This window comes from Variovorax sp. LjRoot130 (assembly GCF_964253755.1).
Classification (GTDB): Bacteria; Pseudomonadota; Gammaproteobacteria; order Burkholderiales; family Burkholderiaceae_C; genus Variovorax.
The window spans coordinates 1275719-1290953 of sequence record NZ_CAXURM020000002.1; the positions used below are offsets into that span (position 1 = coordinate 1275719).

The 15235-nt window shown below is 65.4% G+C and carries 13 protein-coding genes and 1 pseudogene; 6 read left to right on the forward strand and 8 right to left on the reverse strand.

Features of this window, described 5'->3' with window-relative positions; translation table 11 throughout:
• Positions 1-166: 166 nt before the first annotated feature.
• The 5 genes from ACSQ86_RS35890 to ACSQ86_RS35910 form a co-directional block, all read right to left on the reverse strand.
• Positions 167-1111: a YeiH family protein gene (locus ACSQ86_RS35890; RefSeq protein WP_436310812.1), complete on the reverse strand. Its 945-nt coding sequence runs from the start codon at positions 1109-1111 to the stop codon at positions 167-169.
• 106 nt (positions 1112-1217) lie between these two features.
• Positions 1218-2423, reverse strand: a complete 1206-nt coding sequence (gene metC / locus ACSQ86_RS35895) for a cystathionine beta-lyase (protein ID WP_436310813.1) — start codon at positions 2421-2423, stop codon at positions 1218-1220.
• Between the two features lie 7 nt (positions 2424-2430).
• A complete protein-coding gene (locus ACSQ86_RS35900; protein WP_436306480.1) occupies positions 2431-3423 on the reverse strand; it encodes a Bug family tripartite tricarboxylate transporter substrate binding protein in 993 nt (330 codons plus the stop codon).
• 40 nt (positions 3424-3463) lie between these two features.
• Positions 3464-5074: a rhodanese-like domain-containing protein gene (locus ACSQ86_RS35905; RefSeq protein WP_436310900.1), complete on the reverse strand. Its 1611-nt coding sequence runs from the start codon at positions 5072-5074 to the stop codon at positions 3464-3466.
• Between the two features lie 35 nt (positions 5075-5109).
• Complete coding sequence (locus tag ACSQ86_RS35910; protein WP_436306479.1) at positions 5110-5700, reverse strand: hypothetical protein; 591 nt, start codon at positions 5698-5700, stop codon at positions 5110-5112.
• 104 nt (positions 5701-5804) lie between these two features.
• Here ACSQ86_RS35910 and ACSQ86_RS35915 point away from each other — a divergent pair, with 104 nt between their 5' ends.
• The gene (locus ACSQ86_RS35915; RefSeq protein ID WP_436310814.1) at positions 5805-6674 is read left to right on the forward strand and encodes a LysR substrate-binding domain-containing protein; all 870 of its coding nucleotides are present in this window, start codon (positions 5805-5807) and stop codon (positions 6672-6674) included.
• A gap of 91 nt (positions 6675-6765) precedes the next feature.
• On the opposite strand, the pseudogene ACSQ86_RS35920 reads toward ACSQ86_RS35915, so the two are convergent.
• A pseudogene (locus tag ACSQ86_RS35920) lies at positions 6766-7268 on the reverse strand (IS5 family transposase); the annotation flags it as partial.
• A gap of 184 nt (positions 7269-7452) precedes the next feature.
• On the opposite strand from ACSQ86_RS35920, the gene ACSQ86_RS35925 reads away from it, so the two are divergent.
• A complete protein-coding gene (locus ACSQ86_RS35925; RefSeq protein WP_093110303.1) occupies positions 7453-7818 on the forward strand; it encodes an ArsR/SmtB family transcription factor in 366 nt (121 codons plus the stop codon).
• 10 nt (positions 7819-7828) lie between these two features.
• A complete protein-coding gene (locus ACSQ86_RS35930; RefSeq protein WP_436306476.1) occupies positions 7829-8314 on the forward strand; it encodes an SRPBCC family protein in 486 nt (161 codons plus the stop codon).
• Between the two features lie 567 nt (positions 8315-8881).
• Here ACSQ86_RS35930 and ACSQ86_RS35935 read toward each other — a convergent pair.
• Positions 8882-9754, reverse strand: a complete 873-nt coding sequence (locus ACSQ86_RS35935; protein WP_436306475.1) for an MBL fold metallo-hydrolase — start codon at positions 9752-9754, stop codon at positions 8882-8884.
• 70 nt (positions 9755-9824) lie between these two features.
• Between ACSQ86_RS35935 and ACSQ86_RS35940 the strand changes: the two genes are divergently transcribed.
• Positions 9825-11222 (forward strand): MmgE/PrpD family protein, encoded by a 1398-nt coding sequence (locus tag ACSQ86_RS35940; protein ID WP_436306474.1) that lies wholly within the window; start codon positions 9825-9827, stop codon positions 11220-11222.
• Between the two features lie 79 nt (positions 11223-11301).
• Here ACSQ86_RS35940 and ACSQ86_RS35945 read toward each other — a convergent pair whose 3' ends face one another.
• The gene (locus ACSQ86_RS35945; RefSeq protein ID WP_436306473.1) at positions 11302-12123 is read right to left on the reverse strand and encodes an IclR family transcriptional regulator; all 822 of its coding nucleotides are present in this window, start codon (positions 12121-12123) and stop codon (positions 11302-11304) included.
• A 257-nt stretch (positions 12124-12380) separates the two neighbouring features.
• On the opposite strand from ACSQ86_RS35945, the gene ACSQ86_RS35950 reads away from it, so the two are divergent.
• Both ACSQ86_RS35950 and purB read left to right on the forward strand, forming a co-directional pair.
• Complete coding sequence (locus tag ACSQ86_RS35950; protein WP_436306472.1) at positions 12381-13859, forward strand: FAD-binding oxidoreductase; 1479 nt, start codon at positions 12381-12383, stop codon at positions 13857-13859.
• Positions 13860-13875: 16 nt separating this feature from the next.
• A complete protein-coding gene (gene purB, locus ACSQ86_RS35955) occupies positions 13876-15234 on the forward strand; it encodes an adenylosuccinate lyase (protein ID WP_436306471.1) in 1359 nt (452 codons plus the stop codon).
• Position 15235: the final 1 nt, after the last annotated feature.

The window sequence follows — 15235 nt, forward strand, 5'->3', positions numbered from 1 at the left end:
AGCGAACTGCACTACGAAGGCTCCTGCGCCCGAGTCATATTCGAGATGCGATAGAGGCTCGCAATCGAGACTTGGACGGTCTCTAGATTGATCCCGTGCAGGTCCGATGGTGGTGGCCTGAGGGGCGCGCTCATCCGATTCGGAGAGCCGTGGCTGCGTTCGGCACTCACGGCCTAAATACCCACAGATAGGCCAACACGACGGCAGCAAGCCACAAAGTGGCGACGATCATCAGCGCCATGGGACGCCAGCCCAGCTTCACCAGTTCCCCCAATGAGGTTTTGATGCCCAGTGCCGAAATGGCGACCACCAGACAGGTGCGCGAGACCTGACCTAACACGTCAGTGACCTCTGGCGTAACGAAGCCTGTACTGTTGACCAGCACCAGGGCGACGAAGCCCACTAAAAAAAATGGCAGTAGCGGCGCCCGCCGGCCCGCGCCTGCTGCTGTGTACCCACTGCTGCGCCGCCAGTAGAAGGCCAGTGCGGCCACGACTGGCACCAGCAGCGTGACGCGGACCAGCTTGACGATCAATGCGACGTCTCCGGTGGGATGCGACAGCATCAGCCCCGCGCCCACCACTTGTGCAACGTCATGGATGGTGCCGCCCAGAAAAATGCCAGCGCTGGTGTCGCTGAACCCGAGCTGCTGGGCCAGCAGCGGATAGACAACCATGGCGAGGGTGGACAGCCCTGTGACGCCCACCACGGCCACCAAGGTGTGGCGCTCGCCATCTTGCGACTTTGGCATCACCGCCGACACGGCAAGCGCGGCCGACGCGCCGCAGATGGACACGGCCGCGCCACACAGCAGGCCGAAGTCTGTCCGCAAGCCCAGCCGTCTCGCCAGCCAGGCGCCCAGCACGATCGTGCTGGCAATGCTTAAAACGGCCAGCGCCAGCGGTCCGGCGCCCAGTTGTCCGATCTGCGACAGCGTGATGCGCGCGCCCAGCAGGGCCACGCCGATGCGCAGCAGCGATTTGGCGCAGAACTCGATGCCGGGGCGGCAGCGTTCGTCCTCATGCAGGAAGTGGAAGGCCAGTCCGAGCAGCAACGCGTAGAGCAGTTGCGGCCCACCGTAATGCTCGGAGAGGAAGGTGGCGCCCAGCATGATTAGCAGCGGCGCGGCTACGCCGGGCCACAGGCTTCGGGTCCCGGCAATCCAGGGGTGCGTGAGGGCGCGGACGCCAGACATGCTGATCACCGCTGTCGAAGCTTCAGGAGGCCAGTGTGGCAAATCCCTGCGCCAGGTCGGCAATCAGGTCAGCCGGATCTTCCAGCCCGACATGGAGCCGGATCACCTGTCCGCAGCCAGACCAGTCAGCCACACTGCGGGCGCGATTCATGTCTGCGAGCGCGACCAGGCTTTCATAGCCGCCCCAGGACGCGCCAATGCCGAACAACACGAGACTGTCGATAAGTCGTTCGGCCGCATCACGACGGTAGTCCGGCTGAAGTTCGAAAGAAACCAGGCCGTTGCTTCCCTTGCAATCCCGCTGCCACAGTGCGTGGCCCGGATCGCCGGCAAGGGCCGGGCAGAACACCCTGCCAACTTCGCTACGCGATTGCAGCCAGTGCGCCACCTGCAGACCGTGGTTTTCATGCATGGCCAGGCGGGCGGCCAGACTACGCGCGCCTCGCAGCACCAGCCAGGCATCGTCAGGACTCACGGTCATTCCAAACGCATCACAGCATTCCGCCACTGGCTGCCAGGCCTGGCGCGTGGTAGCCACTGTGCCCATCATCACGTCAGAGTGGCCCGACAGGTATTTTGTGGCAGCCATGATGGACACGTCCGCGCCCAAGGCCAGCGGCCGGTACTGGCAGCCCGAGCCCCAGGTGTTGTCTGCCACCAGCAACGCGCCGCGTGCCTTCGCCAGCGCGGCCAGGCGAGGCAGGTCACACATTTCGTAGACCAGCGATCCCGGGCATTCGACGTAGATCATTCGCGTACCAGCCTCGAACTTCTCTTCGACATCGCTGCCGTCGGCCGCGAAAAAAGTGCAGCGGATGTTGTACCGCGCGAGAAAGGAGTCGGCCAGATTGCGAGCCGGCTCGTAGACGCTGTCCGACATGAGGACATGATCACCGGGCTTGAGGTAGGACAGCAGCGTCATGGCGATGGCCGCCAGACCGGTAGGGAACAGGCGCGCGCGCCAGCCGCCTTCCAACTCGCAGACCAGGTCTTCGAGCGCGAACACCGTAGGCGTGCCGCGGGCCCCATAGGTGAACAAGCGCTCGCCGTCGCGCCTGATGCGCAACTCCTGTTGCTGCGCCACGCTTTCAAACAGCACGGTGCTGGCCCGCACCAGCGGTGGGTTCACAGGACGCCCACCGTCGTACTGCGGCTGCTTGCCGGCGTGGACCAGCCGGGTCAACGTAGAGCTTGCGCTCCCTGGGTTTGAAAGAAATGGCTTGCTCATGCAGGTGCTAGTCCAGACGGGCGCCCGAGAGCTTCACGACGCGCGACCAGCGGGCAATGTCATCCTTCAGCTGTGCGGCAAAGGCGGCGGAACTGCTGGCAACCACGGCGCTGCCGCCGTCGGTGATCAGCTTGGTGACTTCGGGCGTGTTGAGTGCTCGAACGATGCTCCTGTTCAGATAGGCAACGCGATCGGGCGGCGTGCCGGCCGGAGCAAAGAAGCCGTACCAGTCTTCAAAGGTCGTGTTGCGGTAGCCCAGCTCTTCCAGCGTGGGCACCTTCTCGAACACACCGATGCGGCGCGGACTGGTCACCGCCAAGGCGCGCATCTTGCCGCTTTGGATGGAGCCGGCCACCGATGCGGTGGAGGTAATGAGCAGGTCCACCTGGCCACCCAACAGGTCGGTCATCGCCGGGGCTGCGCCCTTGTACGGAACATGGGTCATGGTCATCCCGCTGTCCTTTTCCAGCACCACGCCCACCAGGTGCGAGAGCGTGCCATTGCCAGGCGTGGCATAGGTGACGCGACCGGGTTGCGCCTTTATTTTTTCGACCAGATCGGCAATGGTTTTGAGCGGTGAGTTGCTGGCCACGACCAGCACCAACGGCGCGGCATTGATCTGGGTGATGGGCACAAAGTTCTTCAACGGATCGAAGCCCGGCGCGGCATAGAGCGAGGGATTCACGGCCATCAGCGACACCTGTCCCGTAAGAACCGTGTAGCCGTCGGGTTTGGCCTCGGCCACAGCCTTCGCGCCGATGTTGCCGCCGGCGCCCGCGCGGTTGTCCACCACAGCGGACTGGCCAATGATCTCCGGGAGGCGACTGGTCACGAAACGCGTGCTGGCGTCATTGCCGCCGCCAGGCGGAAACGGGGAGACGAACTTGATCGGCTGGTTCGGAAACTCGCCCACCTGCGGCATGGGCTGGGCTGATGCGCCCTGCAGGGCACACAGGCTCCAGCAGAGCGAGGCGGCGGTGAGTTTGATCTTGGCAAGCATGGCGGTCTCCCGTGAAGTGAAGGGCAGTTGACTCAGGCGATCAAGCGGAAGGTGAGGACGGGTGCGGCGGCAGAGCGGGCGGCAAACGGAACGCGCTCAGTTCCAGCGCGTCCAGTTGGCCCACCAGGTTGACCTCCCAGGCGAGGTACTGGCGCGCCGCCTCCTTGTTGCCGTTGTGCCGGTCGTGGACGAAGAACAAGAAATCGATGCAATCGCTGTCGGGAAGCGCGCCGTCACCGGCTCGCAGTGGCAGCCCCGCTGCTTGCCAACTCGCCGTGCCGCCTTCGAGCAGGCTGGCGTGCAGGCCGAGCTCCGCAAGGTCAATGGCCGCGCAGCCCGCTACCGCGGGATCGTCCGCAATCAGCACCACCGGCCGCTGCTCGCCAGCCAAGGCGGCGGTCAGGCGCGGACGGATCGACCAACGCGTGCCTGCAATGTGCCCCTTGCGAAACTGCATGCTGGGCCGCAAGTCGATGGCGGCCACGCCGCGCCCGGCCAGACCCGCAGCCAAAGCCTTCGGGCTGATAGACGGCAGCGGCGGCAACGGCGCAATCTCGGCCGGAGGGAGCGCGAGTCCGCTATCCAGGCCCTGGTCCAGCACGCTGGCGTCATGACCCATCTGGCGCAACCAGCTCGCCACCGTACGGGCACGAATACCGTCCGAATCGAACACCACCAGCCGGGCATGGCGCACACCCAGGTACTGGTCGTTGGCCTGCATCAGTTGGCCGCCCGGCGTGTGCTGGGCGCCGGGCAGGCTGCCCTTGGCGAATTCTTCGGGCGTGCGCACGTCGCACAAAAACAAGGTGCGCTGCGGATCGACCGCCCATGTGCGCACGGTGTCCGCGGTGACTGTAGGCACTTCGAAGCGCCGGGCCAATGCACTGGCCGCTGCCTGCATGGCGCTTTTTGCGGCGGGTTCGTCCGCATTGCCGTAGCGGCGGCTTCCCCCATGCTCCAACGCCAGGTCGGCCAAGTGCCAACCTTGCGTGCCGTTCTCCAGCGCGAACACCGGGTTGGGCAAACCCAGATTGATCAGCGTCTGCGCGCCGATGATGCTGCGCGTGCGCCCTGCGCAGTTGATCACGATGCGGGTCTTCTCGCTCGGAACGAGGCTGCGGATGCGCAGGGCCAGCTCGCCGTTGGGGCAATTGATGGCCGTCGGGATGTTCATCTTCTGGAACTCGGTGAACGGCCGTCCGTCGAGCACCACGACGTCTTCCTTGCGCTCCAGCATCGCCGCCAGATCATTCGCGCCGACATGTGGCGTGCGATAGACCTGCTCGGCCAATTCACCAAAGGTCTTGGATGGAACATTGACGCCGGCAAACAGCGGAAAGCCCGCAGCCTGCCAGCCCGCCGTGCCGCCACGGAGCACATGGACATCGGTGTAACCCAGCGCTACCAGGCGCTGCGCAGCTGTCAACGCAACGCCATCTCCGCCATCTCCGCCATCGTGAACGACAAGGCGCACACTTTTGCGCGGCGCCAGGCGAGGAGCCTCGATCTCCAGCCGGCTATAAGGCAGGGAGATGCCGTAAAACAGGTGAGCTTGGCCATACTGGCCGTGCTCGCGCACATCGAACAGCGCTATCTCGCGCCCGTCGTGCAGCCAGGCCTTGAGCGTGGCCGCTTCTACCCAGGATGTCATTGCAACTGCGAGGGTTGGCGCGTGGTCGGGCGCGTTCATGAGCGTCGGGTCGGCACGCCGATGGACATGGTCTCGCAGGTGCCTTTTTCCATGTCGTAGGCGGTCCGCGCGTTCAGCGTCTCCAGCGCGCGGCCATACATGTGCAGGTGGCGGATGACCTGGCCGACCGGGATCTCCACGGAGTGGATGTCATCGGGCATCAACGCGATGCCGGTGCCGGGTTCTACCGTCATGGAGCCGGTCTGCATGAGTTGAGCCTTGCCCGGCGCCGAGCCATCGTCCTGGCGCTCATAGAGGCGGTTGACCTCGGTCCCTTCCACCGCGCTGATACAGGCCCAGGTGGTGTGGTTGTGGGGCACGATCCGCTTGCCTGGGCGCATGACATTCAGGTAGAGCGCGAAGCTCTGATCAGCGTCTTCGGCAATCAGGTAGCGAGCCTGCAGTTCGCCGCCTTGGGGCGCGGCGAACTCACTGGCGCTCCACAACTCTTTGCGCGCCGCGAGCTGGTTGAGGGCAACCAGCACCGCGGCCAGAGACTCGCGCGTGGGTTCGCCATTGCCAACAGAATCTTTAATGTTTCGAATGCTGTCCGCAACCGCTTGTTTGCGCTGCTCTGCTACGCTCATGAAGGTTTCCTAAGTGAAATAAGGCCTGACTGGACTTACTTTAGGCAAACCAGTTACGCCCAACAAGCGAGAAGCCAAAGGAAATGCATTAGACTTATTAATATATGGACACCCTGGATCTGGAATTGCTCAGGGCCTTGGTGGCCATTGACGAGCAAGATAGCTTCGCCGCCGCCGCTGTGCGCCTGTCCAAAACGCAATCCGCGGTGACGCAGCAAATGCAGCGGCTGGAGGACCAGATCGGCCGCCCGCTGTTTGAAAAGCACGGACGCCACAAACGCCTCACGCCACATGGACAAAAGCTGCTGGAATATGCGCGGCACCTATTGACCATCAATGACGAGGCTCTGCGCAGCTTGCAGCAGGGCCACCTCGAAGGCGTGCTGCGCATAGGTGCACCGCACGACGTGGCCGACACCATGCTGCCACCGCTACTGGCACAGGTGGCGCGCGCTTCACCGCTGCTGCAGTTGGACATTCAAGTGGGCCGAAGCCCCTTCCTCATGGAGTCGCTCAAGCGCGGAGAGATCGACATGACGATCTCCAACCGCCACGACGCCACGCTGGAGGGCGTGGTGTTGCGCACATCGCCAACCGTGTGGCTGTGTTCGGCCAACTATGTGCATGACCGCGTCAAGCCGCTGCCGCTGATCCTGGTGGAAGGACCCAGCGTGTTCCACAAGATGGCACGTGAGGCGCTGGACGCCGCCGGGATCCGCTGGACGGCCAGCTACACCGCCTCGAGCTTGATAGGTATTAAGGCTGCTCTGCGTGCCGGCTTGGGCGTGACTGCGCGCGGTGTCGAGCTGGTGGGTGCGGACCTGCGCGTGCTGGGCGAAAATGACGGTCTACCCCGCCTTCCCGACTTGGCCTACCACTTGTTCATCCGCAAGAACGTCATCAGTCCGCGTACCCGCAAGGTGTTTGACATGCTCAAGGCGAACTTGGGGTTGATCGGCAGTGCGGCACTTTGAGAAGGTTGCGAATTTTTCTCCGACACCGCAGGAACAATGACTCGCTGGTGCTAGCTGATGACAAGAACGGCGAATGGACGCCGCATGACCTCTCGGGGTCGCGCGCCTTGTCGGCGTTCTTCGTCGAGCTGGGCGCACCGATGATGGTGGCGTCCACGATGGTGCCCGTGCCCACCTTCAGGCCCCGGGCCTGCAGCACCTGGCCGACCGTGGCAAACAGCCGCTCGCCCAGTTGATGCTTCTCCAGCAGACGACGAAACTTCAGCACGTCGTGCCGTCGGGCACGCGCTCTCGGCCCAGATCAATGCCCACGAAGCCGCGCAGTGCCGTGCTGTCCAGCAGCGCCTCTTCACAAGCCTCATCGGCCAGGTTGAACCAGTGCTGCACGAAGTACATCCGCAGCATGCGCTCCAGGCCCACTGGCGGGCGGCCGTTGCCGGCCTTCGGGTAGTGCGGTTCGATCGCCTCGCACAGTGCGTGCCAGGGAACGATCTCGTTCATCGTCGCAAGGAACACATCGCGCTTGGTTGCTCGGCGGTACTGTTCGAATCCGGCGCCTTGATCGGCTGCTGCGGCAAGGGTTTGTTGCTTCATCCAGCTACAACGCAACGACGCAAGGGTGGTGGGCTTTTTTTAATTCCGAAGCTACGGGCCTGGGGATCGCCGAGTCGATTGAATCTGCATCAAGATGGGGTCGATTTTGGGGAAGGCGGCCGGCAGCGCAGCGCGCGCTCGGCCTCCCCTTGCATGCCGCCAATCCGTGTGTATACTGAACTGCATGGTTCAGTATAGCCGGGCCCGCTTCGATGCCTCGTTCGCCGCGTTCTCGGACGCCACCCGACGCGGCGTTCTGGAGCAGCTCGGAGGTGCAGACGCTTCAATCACGGACCTTGCCGAGAAGTTCCACATGACCCTCACGGGCATGAAGAAGCATGTCGGCGTCTTGGAGCAGGCGGGGCTCGTCACCACGGAGAAGGTCGGGCGCGTGCGGACCTGCAAGCTCGGCCTGCGCCGACTTGAGGAAGAGGCGGCATGGATCGAGAGGTACCACCAGCTCTGGGACGCCCGCTTCGACGAGCTGGACAAGGTTGTCGAGGAATTGAAACGGAAGGAGAAGGTCGATGGACGCAAGAAGAGAGAGTGAGCCTACCCTCATGAAGAACCGCACGACAGTGGAACGGAAATCCGAGCGTGAGCTAGTCGTTACGCGAACCTTCAACGGCCCGGCGCGCATCGTGTTCGAGGCGTGGACCAAGCCCGAGCTGCTCAAGCGGTGGTGGGCACCGAAGTCGACAGGCGTGTCCCTGCTTTCCTGCGAGGCGGATGTTCGTGTCGGGGGCAGGTACCGTTTCGAGTTCGGCCACGAAGCCTCAAAGCCTATGGCGTTCTTCGGTAGGTATATCGAAGTGACACCGCACTCGCGCCTCGTCTGGACCAATGACGAAAGTGACGATGGTGCCGTCACCACGGTGACCTTCGAGGAAAAAGGTGGCAAGACGCTGCTGGTCTTGCATGAACTCTATCCCTCGAAGGATGCTCTCGACGGTGCCATCGTCGGGATGGAGGGCGGGATGCCCGAGCAGTTCGAGCAATTGGACGAGCTTCTCGTCACCTTGAGCGCGAGCGCGGGACGGTCATGAAGTCGTCGATCTCGCGGTGGGCCGCTTGGCTCACCGCCGGCGGTGGGACCGTGTTTGACGGTCCGCGCGGAGTGCCGGGCGGCGGGTTGAGCCATCGCAAGCTGGTGCATGACAGCTATCAATGTCCCAAGTGGTTGGAATATGAGTGCGTCCACAATGGGCGCCCAGCGCCCCTGCGCGGGCACCCATGGCGCCCAATCGCCTCGAAATCGCTCCTCTCCGGCCCTCAATCCCGCAATGCGCAAACCCCTCGCCGATGAACCAATCAAATCGGCGGCTTTTTCAGCGTTGCCTTAGACAGGAGCCGCGGAGCCGCGGCAATTGGGCCGCAGCGACGCCACCACGGGTATACCTGGCAGCGTGAAGCCCACTCGGCCGCGGCGCAGTCGCTGCGTGTCCGACAGCCTGGTGCGCAGTGAGCGTTTTCAGACTCAATGCGCGGGGGGGCCGAGCCGTTGCAGCATAGCTACGTCAATAGCATTCGTTTCGGCCAAGGGCGTACGCGAGATCGGGGCGAAGACGCAATCGAATACCGCCCCCCCAAGTCCTTCTGCCGCCAACGCGTGTTCACAACCGGTCCACGGGAATCTTCAGATAGGCGGTGCCGTTGGCATCCGAAGGCGGCATGCGGCCGCCGCGCATGTTGACCTGCACCGACGGCAGCATCAGCGTCGGCAAAGCCAGCGTGGCGTCGCGAGCTTGGCGGCGCGCAACGAATACCGCCTCGAGTACGCCGTCGCGCACATGGATGTTGTCAGCGCGCTGTTGTGCGACAGAGGTGATGCAGGTTGCCTCGCGGTGCGCGGGCGGGTAGTCGTGGCAAAGGTAGAGCACTGTCTTCAGCGGCAGCGTCAATAGGCGGCGGATCGAACGGAACAAGGTGGGCGCGTCGCCGCCTGGGAAATCGCAGCGGGCCGTGCCCACGTCGGGCATGAACAAGGTGTCGCCCACAAAGACGGCATCCGGGCCGCCCCCGGGATCCGAGATGCGATACGCCACGTCAGCTGGCGTATGACCAGGCACATGCATCGCCTGAGCCTGCAGTCGGCCGATGGAGAAGACCTCGCCATCGGCGAACAGCCGGTTGAACTGCGAGCCGTCCACAGCCATGTCGTCGGCGTTGAAGACACCGCGGAATTCACGTTGCACCTCGGTGATGCCCGCGCCGATCGCCAGCGCGCCGCCGAAGCGCCGCTGCAGCCAGGGCGCGCCGGACAGGTGATCCGCATGGGCATGCGTCTCAAGGAGCCACTGCACCCGCAGGCCGTGCGCATCGATGTGCGCGGCAACGGTCTCGACCGGACGCGAATGGGTGCGACCGGAATTCTGGTCGAAGCCCAGCACCGGGTCGACGACGGCACAGACGCCAGCGCCGTCGTCGACCACATGGGAAAACGTGGCGGTGGACGTATCGAAGAAGGATTGAATGGAGAGGCTCATGGAAGTCTCAGCAAGAAGCAGTATTTTATATAATGATATCTATTTCATTCAATAAAATATGGTGATCGCCGTGACCACAGCTTCCGCCAACGCGGCCCTGCCCGAATCCACTCTGGTGGCGCACCTGTTCGATCAGGCGGCGCAGCCGTTGCGGGCAGTTGCGCGCGCGCGACTGGCGCAGGCACTGCTGGACTGGTTCACCGCCGGCTGGTCGGCTCGGGACTTGCCGGCCGCCGCGACGCTGCGCGGCCTGGGACAGACGCTGATGCCCGGCGCGGGCCAAGCGGCGCTGTTCGGAACCAACGCCGCGTGCGCGACACCGCTGGCCGCTGGCTTCGTCAACGCCGGCATCACGCACCTTCGCGAAATCGACGACGCCCACCGTGCGGCGATGCTGCATCCGGGCGTGGTCGCCATCACGCCTGTGCTGGCGCTGGCGTCTTCCCTCAGGCTGACGCGCGAACGCGCCGCACGGGCCATCGTGGCCGGTTACGAAGTCGCACTGCGTTTGGGCGAGGCCTTGGGCGCGCGCCACGCAGGCCTGTTTCACGCGACCGCCACGGCCGGCACCGTCGGCGCAGCCGCTGCGGCCGGCATGGCGATGGGACTGGATGCTCCACGGCTGCACCATGCGCTGGGCATCGCCGCCACGCAGGCGGCCGGCCTCTGGCAACTGGTGGACGACGATGCGCACGAATCCAAGTCGCTGCACCCCGCGTTCGCCGTGCGTAACGGCATGACGGCAGCATACGCCGCTCAGGTCGGCCTGCCGGGCGCGCGAGCCTTCTTTACCGGGCGGCGCGGCATGTACGCCGCGCTCGCGGGCGAAGGGCCATTGGCCTCAGTGGATGGGGGGCTGGACGCGCCCGAGCGGCTGCATACAGCCAGCATCAAGGCCTGGCCGGCATGCGCGATGCTTTTCACGCCGCTCGACGCCACGCGCGCGCTCATCGAGGAGCACGCCATCAGCGCCGCCGACGTGCAGTCGATGAAGATCGAGATCTTCCCGCACGCGCTCAAGATCGCTGGTGTGCAGTGGCCCGTCAAGCCGGCCGAGGCTAGCTTCTGCCTGCGCTACGTGCTGGCGGTGCTGCTGCAAAAAGGCGCGCTCGGCATCGCCGACACCGAGGCGCCCGACATCGACAACCCGACGCTGCGTGCGCTAGCCGCGCGCATGTGGGTGCTGCCGAAGGACGAGTTCCAAGAGGCCTTTCCACAGCGCCGCCCAAGCCGGGTGACCATCACGCTGCACGATGGAAGGCAGCTCGCGGCCTACCGTGAACTGCGCCGCGGCGATCCCGAAGACCCCTACACGTGGGCCGGCCTGCAGCAACGCATGCGCATCTTCGTGCCCGCGATGAACGATGCGCAGGCCGCCGCGCTGGGGGCTTGGTGCGAGAGGTTCACGGATGCAGCGCAGGACGCAGCGCCCTTCGCGCCGGCCAGCGCGCTGTTCGGCGCAACCTAGCGTCTGCCGCTTCATGCCTGGAAGGCGAAACCGGCACAACGGCTGACCCGTCGGGGCATGCGCGCCCCGCCCGCTGCGGCTAGCGGTGCCAGTCCCGGGGCGGACGGCTGCTGAAGCCCTGCTGCACCAAGGCTTGTTGCGCGATCTGCACGGCCTTGCGCTGGGCCGCCGCGCTCTGCCGTTGCGCGATACCGATCACGACCAGCGCGCCCTGGAAGACTCCATCGCTGTCGAACACCGGCACGGCCACCGACGCGATCTGCGGCACGCGTTCCTCGCGAGTGATGGCAAAGCCGTCGCGCGCTATGGCCGCCGCCTGGGGCGTGCTGCCACCCGTGAAATAGCGCAGCACATGCGACGACGAGCCGCCAGCCGAAAGCTTGAGCCGCGCGCCCACTTCCACATGGTGGCGCACCTCGTTGCTGCTGTTCTCGCGGTAGAGGCAGACGCGTTCATCGCCATCGCGCACGTAGAAGGCCACCGTCTCGCCTGTCTGCCGCATCACCTCCTGCAGGACCGGCTGCAGCCGTGTCCCGATATCGAAGGTGCGCCGGTAAAGCATGCCCATGTGCAGCAGCGCCGGGCCGGGCGCGTAGGCGCCGTCGTCGAAGCGGTGGACCATGCGGGCTCGCACCAGCACACCGAGCAGCCGCAGCAGCGTGGCCTTGTCCAGGCCCGTGCATTCGGCCAGCTCGCGCAGTTTCAGGCGCAACCGGTCCTCGGTGAAGCATTCGAGGATCGACAGGCCGCGCTCGAGCACGCCGGAGGGCGGCTGCGGCGCACTGGCCTCCACCTCGGATGCCGGCGCTTTCGCGAGCGAGGCGACGTTCGATGCACGCCGTGCCGTCTTGCGAGCCGGGCTCAGGTCCGATGTCTTTTTCGAAGGTGGGGTGGATCTCATGGGTGCAGATTGTGTTCGATCGTCGCATCGGTGCGGGCACGGTTGACAGTGCCGGGCACGCTCACTAGAATTTTGTTTATTGAACTATATTTCAATCAATGAAATACTTCAAATCATAGATGAGCCATCCCTGCACGATGGAGCAGGGCCGCCCTGCTCCATCGTGCAGGGTTGCCGAGAAGCGTTTTTAGAGACGGAGACATCGGGTGTTTTTCTCGCGCCAGGACGATCGGCGCGTAGAGGCACCCGCCTTCTGCATGACCGCGACCATCGCCATTCCCGCCGCCCCTGTCACCGACACGCTGGCCGAGACGCTGTCCGATATCGTGGGCGCCGCCCACGTGTTGACGGCCGCCACCGACATGGCCCGCTACGAGGCCGAGTGGCGCCGCACCTACCCCGGCGCCGCACGCGCCGTGGTGCGGCCGGCCAGCACCGACGAGGTGTCGCGCGTGGTCGCGGCCTGCGCGGCCGCGGGCGTGTCCATCGTGCCGCAGGGCGGCAACACCGGCCTCGTCGGTGGCTCTACGCCCGACGATTCGAGGACCGAGGTGGTGCTGAGCCTCGAGCGCATGCGCGCCGTTCGCCGCGCGGATCCGCTGGACAACACGCTCACGGTCGAGGCCGGCTGCACCGTGCTCGAGGCGCAGGCGGCGGCCGAGGCGGCGGGCCGCCTGTTCCCGCTCTCTCTGGCATCCGAAGGCAGTGCCACGGTGGGCGGCGTGGTCTCCACCAACGCGGGCGGCGAGCAGGTCCTGCGCTACGGCAACACGCGCGAGCTGGTGCTGGGCCTGGAAGTGGTGCTGGCCGATGCCCGCGTGCTCGATCTGCTGGGTGCGCTGCGCAAGGACAACACGGGCTACGACCTGAAGCAGCTCTTCATCGGCGGCGAAGGCACGCTGGGCATCGTGACCGCCGTCACCTTCAAGCTCTTTTCGCGGCCGCGCCAGGTGGTCACGGCCTGGGTCGCGGTGCGCGACCCGCAGGCCGCGGTGGTGCTGCTGTCGCGACTGACCGATGCGGTGGGCGAGCGCGTGACCGCGTTCGAGCTGATCGGCGAAGGCCCGCTGGGCCTGGTGCTCCGGCACGCCACGGCAGGCATGCGCGCACCGCTTGGCGGCGTGACGCCGTGGTCGGTCCTGCTCGACGTGTCCGAAGTCTCCGCGAGCCTGGACCTGCAGCCAGCGGTGGAGGACGTGCTGGGTGCCGTAATGCATGACGGGCTGGTGCTGGATGCCGCGCTCGCCGCCTCCGACAGCCAGGCCCATGCCTTCTGGGCGCTGCGCGAGCACGTCCCCGAGGCCCAGCGGCTGGAAGGCCCGTCGATCAAGCACGACATCTCCGTGGCCATCTCGCGCATTCCCGATTTCATCGCCGAGGCCGGCGCGGCGCTGCAGCAGCTGATGCCCGGCATTCGCATCGTCTGCTTCGGCCACGTGGGCGACGGCAACCTGCACTACAACCAGAGCAAGCCTGCCGGCATGGCCGATGCCGATTTCCGTTCGCACGAGGAGGCGGTGCACGGCGTCGTGCATGCCACCGCTGCGCGGCTGGGCGGCTCCATCTCCGCGGAGCACGGCATCGGGCGGCAAAAGCAAGCGGCCTTCATGCACTACAAGAGCCCGGTCGCGCTGGCCGCGATGGCGCAAATCAAACGTGCGCTGGACCCGGCCAACACCTTCAACCCAGGCCGCATGCTGCCGCGCGCGTTGCTGGACTCCCTCACCTCTCGCTAATACCCACAGGACTTCCATGCCCGTTTCCGTCTTCGACATGCAATCGCTTCAGCACCTTTGGGGCACCGATGAACTGCGCACCATCTTCGGCGAGGAGAACCGCATCCAGAAGTGGCTCGACTTCGAAGCCGCGCTGGCGTCCGCACAGGCCGAGCTGGGCATCATCCCGGCAGCCGCCGCGAAGGAGATCGCGAGCAAGGCCAAGGTCGAGAACATCGACATCGCCGCGATGTCGGCCGAGATCCGCCGCATCAAGCATTCACTGGTACCAGCACTCAAGCAATTGCAGGCCGCCTGCTCCAGGGAGAACGGCGAATGGGTGCACTACGGCGCCACCACACAGGACGTGGTCGATACCGGCGTGGCACTGCAGCTCAAGGAATTCCACGCCGTGGCGATGCGCGACCTGCAGGCCGTGGGCAAGGAACTCAGCCGCCTGGCCGTGGCCCACCGCGACACGCCCATGGCGGGCCGCACGCACGGCGTGCAGGCGCTGCCGATCACCTTTGGCCACAAGTGTGCGCTGTGGCTCGACGAGCTCGGCCGCCACCACGAGCGCCTGGTGCAGGCCGCACCGCGCGTCCTGGTCGGCATGCTCGCCGGTGCGGTGGGCAGCCAGGCTTCGCTGGGCCCGAAGGCGATCGAGCTCGAGGCCCTGCTGCTGCAGAAGCTCGGCCTGGGCGTGCCCACGATCAGCTGGGCACCGGCGCGCGACCGCTTCACCGAATACACGAGCCTGCTCGCCATGGTGGGCAGCACGCTGTCGAAGATCGGCAACGAGCTCTTCAACATGCAGCGCAACGAGTTCGGCGAAGTCGAGGAAGGTTTCTCTGAAGGGAAGCTCGGCTCGTCCACCATGCCGCACAAGCGCAACCCGACCTCCGCCGAGAACCTGGCGGGCCTGTCCAGGCCGCTGCGCTACAACGCCGCAATGATGGTCGAGGGCATGGTGCAGGAGGGCGAGCGCGACGGCATCGCCTGGAAGATGGAATGGAAGGCCTTGCCCGAGTGCTGCATGATCGCCGGCGCCATGCTGTTCCAGGCCAGGAACCTGCTGGCGGGCCTGAAGGTGAATGCCGACGTGATGGCCATCAACCTCGACAGGATGCGCGGCTACCTGCTGTCGGAACGCGTGATGCTGGAACTGTCGGAGCGCGTCGGCAAGCAGACCGCGCACGAATGGATCTACGAGGCCTCGATGCACGGCATCACGCAGAAGCTGACGTTCGCCGACGCGATGCGCGAGCACGCGGGCCTCGGCAAGCTGCTGACCGACGACGAGATCCGCGACATGACGGATCCCGCGGCCTATCTGGGCCAGTGCGGCGCCTCGGTCGACCGTGTCGTGGCCGCGCAGGCGGCCTGGCTCCGCTGAA

Coding starts and splice junctions, on each gene's coding strand:
- ACSQ86_RS35890 (WP_436310812.1), bottom strand. CDS start 1,111: ATGCTGGGCGCCACCTTCCTCTCCGAGCATTACGGTGGGCCGCAACTG.
- metC (WP_436310813.1), bottom strand. CDS start 2,423: ATGAGCAAGCCATTTCTTTCAAACCCAGGGAGCGCAAGCTCTACGTTG.
- ACSQ86_RS35900 (WP_436306480.1), bottom strand. CDS start 3,423: ATGCTTGCCAAGATCAAACTCACCGCCGCCTCGCTCTGCTGGAGCCTG.
- ACSQ86_RS35905 (WP_436310900.1), bottom strand. CDS start 5,074: ATGACATCCTGGGTAGAAGCGGCCACGCTCAAGGCCTGGCTGCACGAC.
- ACSQ86_RS35910 (WP_436306479.1), bottom strand. CDS start 5,700: ATGAGCGTAGCAGAGCAGCGCAAACAAGCGGTTGCGGACAGCATTCGA.
- ACSQ86_RS35915 (WP_436310814.1), top strand. CDS start 5,805: ATGGACACCCTGGATCTGGAATTGCTCAGGGCCTTGGTGGCCATTGAC.
- ACSQ86_RS35925 (WP_093110303.1), top strand. CDS start 7,453: ATGGTTCAGTATAGCCGGGCCCGCTTCGATGCCTCGTTCGCCGCGTTC.
- ACSQ86_RS35930 (WP_436306476.1), top strand. CDS start 7,829: ATGAAGAACCGCACGACAGTGGAACGGAAATCCGAGCGTGAGCTAGTC.
- ACSQ86_RS35935 (WP_436306475.1), bottom strand. CDS start 9,754: ATGAGCCTCTCCATTCAATCCTTCTTCGATACGTCCACCGCCACGTTT.
- ACSQ86_RS35945 (WP_436306473.1), bottom strand. CDS start 12,123: ATGAGATCCACCCCACCTTCGAAAAAGACATCGGACCTGAGCCCGGCT.
- ACSQ86_RS35950 (WP_436306472.1), top strand. CDS start 12,381: ATGACCGCGACCATCGCCATTCCCGCCGCCCCTGTCACCGACACGCTG.
- purB (WP_436306471.1), top strand. CDS start 13,876: ATGCCCGTTTCCGTCTTCGACATGCAATCGCTTCAGCACCTTTGGGGC.